This window comes from Serratia sp. Ser99 (assembly GCF_024519545.1).
Lineage (GTDB): Bacteria > Pseudomonadota > Gammaproteobacteria > Enterobacterales > Enterobacteriaceae > Serratia > Serratia liquefaciens.
This window is the reverse complement of the sequence record NZ_JALJRT010000010.1, coordinates 47,227-59,796: the sequence shown is the minus strand read 5'-3', so window position 1 is coordinate 59,796 and position 12,570 is coordinate 47,227. Positions and strand designations below refer to the sequence as shown.

Sequence of the window (12,570 nt, the reverse complement as noted above, 5' to 3'; positions counted from 1 at the left end):
CTTTAAATAACAGAAAATTTGAATTACATCCTATTCCTTCCTCTCGATCTAATATTGCCCCCGTCCCCCGATCCCCAAATGCAAAACGGGGAGCCTAAGCTCCCCGTTCATTTATTTACCACTGTGGCCTAGTCAACCTGCCGGATATCGACCCGCAGCTCTTTTGGCACTTCAAACACGATATTCTCTTCACGGCCGCTGACTTCATGGACGTTAAGGCCGCCCAAGGCTTTCAGACGGGCGATCACGTCCTGTACCAGCACGTCAGGGGCGGACGCACCGGCGGTAACGCCGATGTTACTCGCGTTCTTCAGCCAGGCTTCCTGAATATCCGCGGCGGAATCGATCAGGTAGGCCGGCTTGCCAACGCGCTGAGCCAATTCAGCCAGACGGTTGGAGTTGGATGAGTTCTTCGAGCCCACCACTAACACCACGTCCGCATCCCCGGCCAGGTTCCGTACCGCTTCCTGGCGGTTGGTCGTGGCATAGCAGATGTCGTCCTTACGTGGCCCGATGATGCTCGGGAAGCGCTTGCGCAAGGCGTCGATCACGTCAGAAGTGTCATCCACCGACAGCGTGGTTTGCGTCATAAAGCACAGGTTGCTTTCATCCTTCACCTGCAGCTTCCACACGTCGTCCGGCGACTCAACCAGATACATGCCCCCCTTCGGGTTGCTGTACTGGCCCATGGTGCCTTCCACCTCCGGGTGGCCGGCATGGCCAATCAGGATCGCCTCAGTGCCACGACGGCTGGCGCGCGCCACCTCCATATGCACTTTGGTTACCAGCGGACAAGTTGCGTCAAACAGCATGGTCAGATCGCGCGCCTTGGCTTCCGCCCGTACCGCTTGGGAAACCCCGTGCGCCGAAAAGATCAGAATCGACCCATCCGGCACTTCACCGATCTCCTCAATAAACACCGCCCCGCGCTCGCGCAGGCTGTCCACCACATAGCGGTTATGCACCACTTCGTGGCGTACATAGATAGGCGCACCGTAAATTTCCAGTGCGCGCTCTACTATACTGATCGCACGATCAACCCCGGCGCAGAAGCCACGTGGGTTAGCCAGCAATATTTGCATGCGTCTCCTCCTGCACGGGATCAATCTCCAGCACTTCAATATCGAAGCTCACCGGATGGCCCGCCAGCGGATGGTTGAAATCAACGGTAATCGAATCTTCCGCCACTTCACGCACCACGCCCGGCATTTCACTGCCGTCGACGGCGGTAAACAGCATGATAGTGCCCACATCCGGTACCCCAGTCTCCGCGAAATCGCGACGTGAGAAGTACTGGACCAGGTCCGGGTTCTCTGCACCGAATGCGGCTTCCGGCTGCAAGGTAAAGGCGCACTTGTCGCCCGCACGCAGGCCAATCAACTCCGCTTCCAGCGGTGCTGAGAGGCTGCCGTCACCCAGACGGAACAGCGCTGGTTTGCCGCTGCTGCGGGTAGATTCTGCGGTCGAACCGTCTTCCAGTTTCAGCGTGAAGTGAACCAGCACTGCGCTGCTACCGTTAACCTGAGCCGTCATATTACTCACCTTTACTCTTTGCGCTTTTGCTCGCCGGCGACAAGAAGCCTTCCAGCACGATCATCGCCGCCCCCACGCAGATAAAGCTATCCGCCAGATTGAAGGTCGGGTAGTGCCAGTCGCCTACGTAGAAGTCGATGAAATCGACCACGAAACCGTGCCACAGGCGATCGAACAGGTTGCCGAGCGCCCCGCCGATGATAAAAGCATAGGCAATATTATTCAGCTTTTGCTGCGCCTGACTGCGGTACATCATCACCAACAGCACCGCAACGATAGCGACGGCGATGCCGGCAAAGAACCAGCGCTGCCAGCCGCCGTGATCGGCGAGGAAGCTGAAGGCGGCGCCGTAGTTGCGCGCATAAAACAGATTGAACGACGGGATCAGCGGCTGGGACTGGCCCAGCACAAAGTTACCGAGGATCCACTGTTTGCTGGCGAAATCCAGTACCAACACCACCACCACCAGCCACAGCCAGCGCAGACCGGTCGAACAGATTGGTTTACTCATTTAGGCAAACTTACGCTTTTCGCCGTCACCGGCTACGTTGATCACACAGCGGCCGCAAAGATCTGCATGCTCCGCCACCAGGCCGATATCGGTGGTGTAATGCCAGCAGCGCGGGCACTTCTCACCTTCTGCGGTGCTGAAGGCAATTTTCAGACCTTTCACCAATTCTGCTGTTTGTGCATCCGCCGGCGCATCGGCCAGTGGAGCAACGCGCGCCGCCGAGGTCAGCAACACAAAGCGCAGCTCATCCTGCAGACTGTTAAGACGTTCGGCCAGTTCGGTATCGGCATACAGCGTGACTGCCGCTTCCAGAGAACCCCCCAGGCGTTTGTCGGCACGTGCCTGTTCCAGCACTTTGTTCACTTCGCCGCGCACTTTCAGCAGCTCGGCCCAGAAGGCGTCGTTCATGCCTTCACCTTCGGCCAAACCGAAGAGACCGTCGTACCATTCTTCAGTGAACACGTACTGCGCACGTTTGCCTGGCAGGAAGCTCCAGATTTCATCGGCGGTGAACGACATGATCGGCGCCATCCAGCGAACCAGCGCTTCCGCGATGTGGAACAATGCGGTCTGGCAGCTGCGGCGAGCAACGCTGTCGCTCTTCGCGGTGTACTGACGATCCTTGATGATATCCAGATAGAAGGAGCCCATCTCGACCGAGCAGAACTGCATCAGGCGCTGCACCACTTCATGGAAGTCATAGTTGGCGTAAGCCTGTTCGATATCCTTCTGCGCCGCCAGTGCACGGCCCACCGCCCAGCGATCCAGTACCACCATGTCTTCCGGGGCCACGCAATCGGTGCTTGGCTCAAACCCGTTCAGGTTGGCCAACAGGAAACGCGCGGTGTTACGGATGCGACGATAAGAATCGGCAGAACGTTTGAGGATCTCGTCGGACACCGCGATTTCACCGGTGTAGTCGGTAGACGCCACCCACAGGCGCAGGATGTCGCCACCCAGCTTGTTCATCACGTCTTGTGGACTAACGGTGTTGCCGATGGACTTGGACATCTTGCGGCCCTGACCGTCAACGGTGAAACCGTGGGTCAGCACTTCTTTGTATGGCGCCTTGCCCTTCATCGCGGTGGAAATCATCAACGATGACATAAACCAGCCGCGGTGCTGATCGGAGCCTTCCAGATACATGTCGGCACCGTGGCCCTGGAATTCCGGACGCACGTCAACCACGGAAGAGTGGGTAGAACCGGAGTCGAACCACACGTCCAGGGTGTCTGGCACTTTGACGTAGTCGGCAGCATCCGCGCCGAGAATATCGGCAGCGTCCAGATCCCACCAGGCTTGAATGCCGTCTTGCTCAACGCGCTTCGCCACTTCTTCCATCAGCTCAACGCTACGTGGGTGCAGTTGTTCAGTGTCTTTGTGCACAAACAGCGACATCGGCACGCCCCAGGTACGCTGACGCGAAATACACCAGTCCGGGCGATTGGCCACCATGGTTTCGATACGTGCCTGGCCCCATTCCGGGATCCACTGCACGCCTTTGATCTCTTCCAGCGACTGCTGACGCAGGCCTTTCTGGTCCATGCTGATGAACCACTGTGGCGTTGCACGGAAGATGATCGGCGTTTTGTGGCGCCAGCAGCATGGATAGCTGTGAACCAGTTTTTCAACGTGCAACAGTGCGCCTTTCTCACGCAGCAGGTCTACGATCAGATCGTTGGCCTTGAAGACAAACTTGCCGTCCAGCAACGGATGAGTGCCGGTCAGGTAGCAGCCGTTCGGCCCTACCGGGTTGGCAATCTCCAGACCGTATTTCTGGCTGATGACAAAGTCATCCGGACCGTGGCCACCGGCGGTATGGACCGCACCGGTACCGGCATCCAGCGTGACGTGTTCGCCCATGATCGCCGGCACGTCGAAGCCCATGAACGGGTGTTCGAAACGCATCAACTCCAGATCGGCGCCTTTGCAGCTGCCCAGCACGGTCCATGAGCTGATACCGGCGCGCTTCATCACGCTTTCTACCAGCTCAGCCGCCAGGATCAGGCATTGGCCTTCGACCTGCACCAGTTGATAAGCAAATTCAGGGTGCAAAGAGATCGCGCGGTTAGCCGGCAAGGTCCACGGCGTGGTAGTCCAGATCACCAGAGAAACCGGGCCGTTGAAGCTGGTGACGCCAAATTTGGCCGCCACGGCAGCCGCGTCAACCGCGTGGAAAGCCACATCGATCGACGGCGAAGTCTTGTCGTAATATTCCACTTCCGCTTCCGCCAGCGAAGAGCGGCAGTCGGTACACCAGTGCACCGGCTTGGCGCCTTTCAGCAGGTGGCCGTTGTCGATGATTTTGCCCAACGCGCGGATGATATTGGCTTCGGTTTTGAAGTCCATGGTCAGGTACGGGTGATCCCAGTCGCCCAACACGCCCAGACGGATAAAGTCTTTTTTCTGGCCTTCAACCTGCTCAGCGGCGTACTCACGGCACTTCACACGGAATTCCGCGGCGGTGAGTTTCTCACCCGGTTTGCCGTATAGCTGTTCAACTTTCAGTTCGATCGGCAGGCCATGGCAGTCCCAACCCGGAACGTAAGGCGAGTCGAAGCCGGACATCCCTTTCGACTTGATAATAATGTCTTTGAGAATCTTGTTAACCGAGTGACCAATGTGAATGCTGCCGTTCGCATACGGAGGGCCGTCATGCAAAATGAAGGATTTTTTGCCCTTTTTGGCAGTACGAATAATCCCGTACAGATCCTGTTCATACCAACGTTGCAGCATGCCAGGTTCACGCTTGGCCAGATCGCCGCGCATCGGGAACCCTGTTTCCGGCAAGTTCAGGGTATTCTTGTAGTCACTCATGAGATTCTCGTTTCCGTTTTCGGCTATTTACCCGTCACACTTCAAGCTGCATCTTTGTTGGCTGCCCTTTCTTACCCGAATCACTTGCCTGTGCAAGCTCATCGGGGTTCGCGCGGTTGCCGCCACGATGCCACTCGAATTGTTTAGGGTAAACGATTAAACCAGTGTTTTTAACCCGAAAAACTTTCGGGCCGTCACCACATCATTGGCGATTTGCTGCTTCAGGGCATCGAGCGAAGCAAAACGCTGTTCATTGCGCAATTTCGCGCGGAGCACCACGTCTATATGGCGCCCGTAAAGATCCATTGTGACATCCAGCAGGTGGACTTCCAGCTGCTGACGCACACCGGCAACGGTTGGGCGCGTGCCGATATTGGCTACGCCAGGGAGCGGCTCAGGCCCCAGACCATAAACTTCTACCGCATAAACCCCTTTCACCGGGGCAACCAGGCGCTTCAGCGGCAGGTTGGCGGTCGGGAAGCCGATGGTGCGACCCAGCTCATCGCCGTGCACCACCCGACCAGAAATGCTGTACGGGTGGCCCAGCAGCGTCTCCGCCTGCGCCAGGTCGTCATCGCGCAGCGCATTGCGGATCGCCGTGCTGCTGATGCGTTGATCGCCCTCGCGGAAGGTCGGCGTGCTGATCACTTCAAAGCCGTATTCTTTCCCGGCTTTTTGCAATAGCGGAAAATCGCCCTGGCGGGTAGCGCCAAAGCGAAAATCATCCCCGACCATCAGGAATTTCACGCCCAGTTTTTCCACCAGCAGGTCGGCGACGAACGCCTGTGCCGTGTTGGCGGCAAAACGCGGATCAAACTTGACGCACAGCAGGTAATCAACGCCCGCCTGCGCCAGGTATTTAGCCTTGTCACGCAAACGCGTGAGACGGGCCGGTGCCTTGTCCGCTGCAAACATTTCCAGCGGCTGCGGCTCAAAGATCATGACCATCACTGGCAGCCCGAGGCGTTGCCCCTCTTGTTTCAGCTGCTCCAGCAACGCTTGGTGACCGCGGTGTACGCCGTCAAAGTTGCCGATGGTGAGCACGCAACCATGGTGGCGTGCCCGGATATTGTGAATGCCGCGAATTAGCTCCATAGCTGGCTCAAAACAGTGGAAATCGCCGGATTATACCTTGTACAGCGGTTAAGGTTAACCCGCGATTGGTGCCTTTATGTAATAGACATACCATACCGGAGATAATCTGCAGGTGAAACGCCCTAACCGCAGTTTATCCGGCGTCATCCGGGTGATTACCGACTGCGGCCAATGGGTTGCGACCACCGTGGCAAATCATTGGTGAATTTTCTCGCGAAAGACTGTATTCCCATGACCGAAGCTGGTAAAATCCTGCGCCATCACAACGTAGCAAGTGCCGCCCGTACAAACGGCGCTTATTTGCACAAATTCATTGACAAACGCAGGCTAAAAGGGCATATTCCTCGGCCTTCGAATTGTCCTCAATAGAATATATTTGGGAGTTGGACCTTGGCTAATATCAAATCAGCTAAGAAGCGCGCCGTACAGTCTGAGAAGCGTCGTAAGCATAACGCTAGCGGCCGCTCAATGATGCGTACCTACATCAAGAAAGTAGAAGCTGCTATCGCCACTGGCGACAAAGAAGCTGCGCAAGCTGCTTACGCTGTAATGAAACCAATCGTGGACCGCAAGGCTGCTAAAGGCCTGATCCACAAAAACAAAGCAGCACGCCATAAGTCAAACCTGTCGGCGCGCATCAACGCTTTGTAATAAGCATCGTGTTGTCTGCTTGAAAAAAAACCGGCTCAGGCCGGTTTTTTTACGTCTGCGCTACCCGGTCTAGTAGGCAAACAGCGCAGAGAAGTCCTTGTTGCACACCCGCTGTACCGCCGGATGCTGGATCATGCGCTCGGCAAAGATGATGTAGTACTCTTCCTGCACGCTATCAATACGTCCAATCTCCACCACGTCATCGTCGTTATAGGTATCTTGCGCATACAGCGTCGGAGCAACGAAGATCGCGTTGTGGTACATGCCAAAGGTTTTCATCAGGGCCGCATCGTCAAACTCGCCCAGGATTTCCACCTGAATGCCTTGGGTGTTAAACCAGTTAAGCAATTTACGCCCCAGCATCGAACGTCGGCCAGGGATCAACAATTTGCGCTGTTCCAGGCAGGCGGGGAACGGCAGATCCGGCGCCGGCTGACGACAGAAGAAGCTGATGCCGCACTCACCCAGCTTGAGTGAAAACAGCCCTTCCTGCTGGCTGGAGTCCACCGGGCAGTCTGACAGGATCATATCGAGCTTATGCTGGCTGAGCTGCTCCAGCAGCATCTCATGCGTCGACTCAAAGCAACGCAGGTGAATTTGCTCATTATCCACCACCACCGCCGTTTCCAGCACCTGGCTCACCAAACGCTTGGACAGCGCATCCGCCACCCCTACGTCGAACAGCAGGTTGGATTCCTTGCGGTAGTTGACGATATCCAGCATTTCCTGGCTGAGCATAAACATCTTGTCGGCATAGCGGAACACCAGCTGCCCCAATTCAGAAGGCACCAGCCCACGCCCCTGCCGCTTGAACAGCTTGCCGTCCAAACGCTCTTCCAGCGCTTTGATCTGGCCTGTGATGGTCTGCGGCGTCAGAAACAACGCTTCGGCGGCGCCGACCACAGAACCTTCCTTGCAGACCTGCCAGAAGTAGTAAAGGTGATTAAAGTTGATATGCGACATCCTCACGAGGTGCTCTCCTTAACATTTCATCGCGGCGAACTTTCGACCGTGACGAGCGACTAATGTCCTTTCCCTGTTTCAGACAACCTGTTGCTGCATTCGTCCCAAACAGAACGGCCGAAGCTGCACATATTTTATACTGTGCAGCTCCGACCAGCTATTGTAGTGTGTCCCCGCAAACAGGGGATACCCTAAAGGGGTTATCTGACCCTTGGTAACGACATGCGCAACAGAGCGTACCCGACCACCGCCGCCGTAGTTGACCCAATCAGGATCCCCAGTCGCGAATAGGTGCTTAGTACAACATCCGCATCACCAAACGCCAGTGACGCGATGAAAATCGACATGGTGAAACCAATACCACAGAGCACAGAAACGGCAAACACCTGTTTGAAACCAATTCCTTCAGGCAACCTGGCAATCCCCAGCTTCACTGCCAACAGGCTAAAGGTGAAGATGCCCAACGGCTTACCGATAAACAGACCCGCCGCGATCCCGACCGGCAATAGCGAGGTCAGCCCGCTCAACGACACGCCCTGTAATGAAACGCCGGCGTTAGCGAAAGCAAACAGCGGCAGGATCATAAAGGCCACCCACGGATGCAGTTCATGCTCTAACGTTTCTGAAGGCGACGGGCCTTTCTTCACGTTCAGCGGGATCATAAAGCCGACGATCACCCCGGCGAGCGTTGCATGCACCCCGGATTTGAGGATAGCTACCCACAGTACCAGGCCGACAATCATATAGAGTGAGGTTTTCCCCACCCCGCACCAGTTCATAAACGCCAGTACCGCAACAGCCGCCGCCGCCACGCCCAGCGCCGCCATCGAGACTTCGTGGGTATAGAACAGCGCGATAATCACGATCACGCCCAGGTCATCAATAATCGCCAGCGCCAGCAGGAACACCTTCAGGCTGGTTGGCACACGGTTACCCAACAGCGCCATCACCCCGAGGGCAAACGCAATATCGGTCGCCGCCGGGATTGCCCAGCCCTGACGAGTCACCTCGTCCGCGCCGTTGAACATCAGGTAAATCAGCGCCGGTGCCAGCATGCCGCCCAGCGCGGCAATTGCCGGGAAGACCGCCTTGTCGCGCCCGGCCAATGAGCCTTGCATCAGCTCACGCTTAACCTCCAGCCCCACCACCAGGAAAAAGATCGCCATCAGGCCATCGTTAATCCACAGCAGCAGCGGCTTGGCAATCTCCAGTGAAGACACCTTCACCATAACCGGTAAATTGAGGAAAGCGTGATAGATCCCCTGAGCCGGGGTATTGGCCATGATCAACGCAATAATCGCGGCGACTATCAGGATGATACCGCCCGCGGCCTCCTGACGTAAAAACTGACGAATAATGTTGGTCACAATACGTCTCTCCAGATTTGTGCGTAGCACATGGGCCCCGCAGACAAAGTAATGGAACGAGTATAGACGGCGATTTAGCTCGATAAAATACGTTTATAAATGCTTTAAACATCGTTAAAACCGATCTATCAACGATATATATCACACTTTTTATAGGGATATTGGTAAATGAATGTCAATAAAAAACCCCGGTTTTGACACCGGGGTTATGCAGAACGCTAACGGAGACAGAAGCTTAACGCGTCAGGTCATCAAAAAACTTTTTCACGCCGTCGAAGAAACTTTTCGAACGCGGACTGTTTTTATCACCGGAAGGGCCACCCAGGCTCTCCTCCAGTTCCTTCAGCAATTGCTTCTGCTTGTCGTTCAGGTTAACCGGGGTTTCCACCACTACACGGCACAGCAGGTCGCCCTGGCTGCCGCCACGTACCGATTTAACACCCTTGCCGCGCATGCGGAACAGTTTGCCGGTCTGGGTTTCTGTCGGTACTTTCAGCTTCACGCGGCCATCCAGCGTCGGCACTTCGATCTCACCACCCAATGCTGCCATCGCGAAGTTAATCGGTACTTCACAGTACAGGTTGTTGCCTTCACGCTCGAAGATCGGGTGAGCCTTCACCTGAACCTGAACGTACAGATCGCCAGCCGGTGCGCCGTGTTCGCCTGCTTCACCCTCACCCGCCAGGCGGATGCGGTCACCTGTATCCACGCCGGCCGGGATTTTCACCGACAGCGTTTTGGCTTTCTCTACCCGGCCGTGGCCATGGCAGCTGTTGCAAGGGTCTTTGATGATCTGACCGCGGCCATGACAGTGCGGACAGGCCTGCTGCACGGTAAAGAAGCCCTGGCGCATCTGCACCTGGCCCTGACCGTGACAGGTTGGACAGGTCACCGGCGAGCTGCCTGGCTTCGCGCCGCTGCCGTGACAAACACCACACTCTTCCAGCGTCGGAATGCGGATCTCTTTGGTCACGCCACGAACAGCTTCCTCGAGGGACAGCTCCATGTTGTAGCGCAGATCGGAACCGCGGCTGGCGCGTTGACGGCGGCCACCACCGAAGATGTCGCCAAATACGTCGCCAAAGATATCGCTGAAGTCGGCACCGCCGCCGCCAAACCCACCGCCACCGCCCATGCCGCCTTGTTCAAACGCCGCATGGCCGTATTGATCGTAGGCCGCACGCTTTTGATCGTCGGTCAGAACTTCGTACGCTTCCTTGACCTCTTTAAATCTGGCTTCGGCGTCCTGATCCTGGTTGCGGTCAGGATGGTACTTCATCGCCAGGCGTTTATACGCCTTTTTGATCTCACGTTCTTCCGCCGTCTTGGAGACGCCGAGAATCTCGTAATAGTCTTTCTTCGCCATTATTTCTGTAACCCTTAACATGCGTGCACGGGCGTAGAGTTGCCTCGACGCCCGTGCTGGTTTCCGGTAACGGCCTCTCAGCCGTTCCGTGCCCGCTTAAGGGCGATTATTTTTTGTCTTTAACTTCTTCGAACTCAGCGTCAACCACGTCGTCGTCTTTCTGCGCCGCGTTATCAGCACCGGCATCAGCACCTTGCTGAGCCTGCTGCGCCTGAGCCATTTCCAGCAGCTTGCCGGAAACCTGCACCAGAGCCTGGGTCTTAGCTTCGATCTCGGCTTTATCTTCGCCTTTAACCGCAACTTCCAGATCTTTCAGCGCCGCTTCGATAGCCGTTTTGTCTTCCGCCGGCAGTTTGTCGCCCGCTTCTTCCAACTGCTTACGGGTACCGTGGATCAGGTGGTCGGCCTGGTTACGGGTCTGCACCAGCTCTTCGAACTTACGGTCAGCTTCGGCGTTCACTTCAGCATCGCGCACCATTTTCTGGATTTCTTCTTCGTTCAGACCAGAAGAAGCCTTGATGGTGATCTTCTGCTCACGGCCGGTATTCTTGTCTTTGGCAGACACGTGCAGAATACCGTCGGCGTCGATGTCGAAGGTCACTTCGATTTGCGCCATACCGCGTGGAGCCGCCTGGATGCCGTCCAGATTGAACTGGCCCAGTGACTTGTTATCGTTAGCGCGTTTACGCTCACCCTGCAGCACGTGGATGGTTACCGCAGACTGGTTGTCTTCAGCGGTAGAAAACACCTGGCTGTGCTTGGTCGGGATGGTGGTGTTTTTGGTGATCAGCGGAGTCATCACGCTGCCCATGGTTTCGATACCCAGCGACAGCGGGGTAACGTCCAGCAGCAGAACATCCTTCACATCACCGGCCAACACGCCGCCCTGTACCGCAGCACCCACCGCAACGGCTTCGTCCGGGTTAACGTCTTTACGCGGTTCTTTACCGAAGAAGTCAGCGACTTTCTTCTGAACCATTGGCATACGGGTCTGGCCGCCCACCAGGATCACGTCCTGAATGTCGGAAACCGACAGGCCAGCGTCTTTCAGAGCGACTTTCAGCGGCTCGATAGAACGCGCAACCAGATCTTCTACCAGCGACTCGAGTTTTGCACGGGTCACTTTGATGTTCATGTGTTTTGGACCGCTCGCATCTGCAGTAATGTACGGCAGGTTTACGTCGGTCTGCTGAGCGGAAGACAGTTCAATCTTCGCTTTCTCAGCGGCTTCTTTCAGACGCTGCATCGCCAACGGATCGTTGCGCAGGTCGAAACCTTGTTCTTTCTTGAACTCTTCCACCAGATAGTTGATCAGGCGGCTGTCGAAGTCTTCACCACCCAGGTGGGTATCACCGTTGGTTGCCAGAACTTCGAAGGTTTTTTCGCCGTCAACTTCGTCGATTTCGATAATAGAGATATCGAAAGTACCGCCACCCAGGTCATAAACCGCGATGGTACGGTTGCCGACTTCTTTGTCCAGGCCGTAAGCCAGAGCCGCTGCGGTCGGTTCGTTGATGATACGTTTTACTTCCAGACCTGCGATACGGCCGGCGTCTTTGGTCGCCTGACGCTGTGCGTCGTTGAAGTATGCAGGTACGGTGATAACTGCTTCAGTTACCGGTTCACCCAGGTAATCTTCCGCCGTTTTCTTCATTTTCTTCAGCACTTCTGCAGAGATCTGCGGTGGTGCCACACGCTGGCCTTTCACTTCTACCCATGCGTCGCCGTTATCAGCAGCCACAATTTTGTACGGCATGATGTCTTTATCACGCTGTGCTTCTTCATCCTGGAAGCGACGGCCAATCAGGCGCTTGATCGCAAACAGGGTGTTTTGTGGGTTAGTAACAGCCTGACGCTTAGCAGGCTGGCCAACCAGAATTTCACCATCCTGGGTATATGCGATGATCGAAGGTGTAGTACGATCGCCTTCGCTGTTCTCCAGCACGCGCGCTTTACCACCATCCATAATTGCTACACAAGAGTTGGTAGTACCCAGGTCGATACCAATGATTTTGCCCATCTAAACGTCTCCACTAATAAATTCATATTCGGTCAGGTTGCTAACCTATATGCGGGCGAATTTTTGCTTTTCAACTGCCCGACATTTCAGACTTACCCGCGGTCAGCAACTGCGGTTGCAAATAAGATGGGGCCATACAATCCAGCATCAAGGGGCAGGGCAAAAAAAAATTCGTTTTTATCGTCACTCAGATCATTGTTTCCTGTTCTGGGGATCATTATGATGCCGCGCGCTCTGATGGAAGTTA

Annotated in this window: 10 protein-coding genes; 1 reads left to right on the top strand and 9 read right to left on the bottom strand. The window is 55.7% G+C overall.

Annotated features, from left to right (window positions below; translation table 11 throughout):
- Positions 1–128: 128 nt before the first annotated feature.
- From ispH to ribF, 5 genes are all read right to left on the bottom strand, one after another.
- A complete protein-coding gene (gene ispH / locus NR114_RS19005; protein WP_020825154.1) occupies positions 129–1,082 on the bottom strand; it encodes a 4-hydroxy-3-methylbut-2-enyl diphosphate reductase in 954 nt (317 codons plus the stop codon).
- Positions 1,063–1,533 carry an FKBP-type peptidyl-prolyl cis-trans isomerase gene (gene fkpB / locus NR114_RS19000; RefSeq protein WP_046374547.1) on the bottom strand — a complete coding sequence of 157 codons (471 nt, stop codon included), beginning with the start codon at positions 1,531–1,533 and terminating at the stop codon, positions 1,063–1,065. The genes ispH and fkpB overlap by 20 nt, the downstream gene beginning before the upstream one ends.
- A 1-nt stretch (position 1,534) precedes the next feature.
- Entirely contained in the window at positions 1,535–2,044 is a 510-nt protein-coding gene (lspA, locus tag NR114_RS18995; RefSeq protein ID WP_020825152.1) for a signal peptidase II, read from the bottom strand.
- Positions 2,045–4,861 (bottom strand): isoleucine--tRNA ligase, encoded by a 2,817-nt coding sequence (ileS, locus tag NR114_RS18990; RefSeq protein WP_020825151.1) that lies wholly within the window; start codon positions 4,859–4,861, stop codon positions 2,045–2,047. It lies immediately after the preceding gene.
- Positions 4,862–5,017: 156 nt separating this feature from the next.
- Positions 5,018–5,956, bottom strand: coding sequence for a bifunctional riboflavin kinase/FAD synthetase (gene ribF, locus NR114_RS18985; RefSeq protein WP_020825150.1), 939 nt, complete (start codon positions 5,954–5,956; stop codon positions 5,018–5,020).
- 390 nt (positions 5,957–6,346) lie between these two features.
- Here ribF and rpsT point away from each other — a divergent pair, with 390 nt between their 5' ends.
- On the top strand, positions 6,347–6,607 hold the full coding sequence (gene rpsT / locus NR114_RS18980; RefSeq protein WP_012005147.1) for a 30S ribosomal protein S20: 261 nt from the start codon (positions 6,347–6,349) through the stop codon (positions 6,605–6,607).
- 69 nt (positions 6,608–6,676) lie between these two features.
- Here the strand turns inward: rpsT and nhaR are convergent, their stop codons facing one another.
- The 4 genes from nhaR to dnaK form a co-directional block, all read right to left on the bottom strand.
- Positions 6,677–7,576 (bottom strand): transcriptional activator NhaR, encoded by a 900-nt coding sequence (nhaR, locus tag NR114_RS18975; protein WP_004950031.1) that lies wholly within the window; start codon positions 7,574–7,576, stop codon positions 6,677–6,679.
- Between the two features lie 194 nt (positions 7,577–7,770).
- Positions 7,771–8,937 (bottom strand): Na+/H+ antiporter NhaA, encoded by a 1,167-nt coding sequence (gene nhaA, locus NR114_RS18970; protein WP_234528915.1) that lies wholly within the window; start codon positions 8,935–8,937, stop codon positions 7,771–7,773.
- A 235-nt stretch (positions 8,938–9,172) separates the two neighbouring features.
- The gene (gene dnaJ, locus NR114_RS18965) at positions 9,173–10,303 is read right to left on the bottom strand and encodes a molecular chaperone DnaJ (protein ID WP_020825148.1); all 1,131 of its coding nucleotides are present in this window, start codon (positions 10,301–10,303) and stop codon (positions 9,173–9,175) included.
- A gap of 106 nt (positions 10,304–10,409) precedes the next feature.
- A complete protein-coding gene (dnaK, locus tag NR114_RS18960) occupies positions 10,410–12,323 on the bottom strand; it encodes a molecular chaperone DnaK (protein ID WP_020825147.1) in 1,914 nt (637 codons plus the stop codon).
- Between the last annotated feature and the right edge of the window lie 247 nt (positions 12,324–12,570).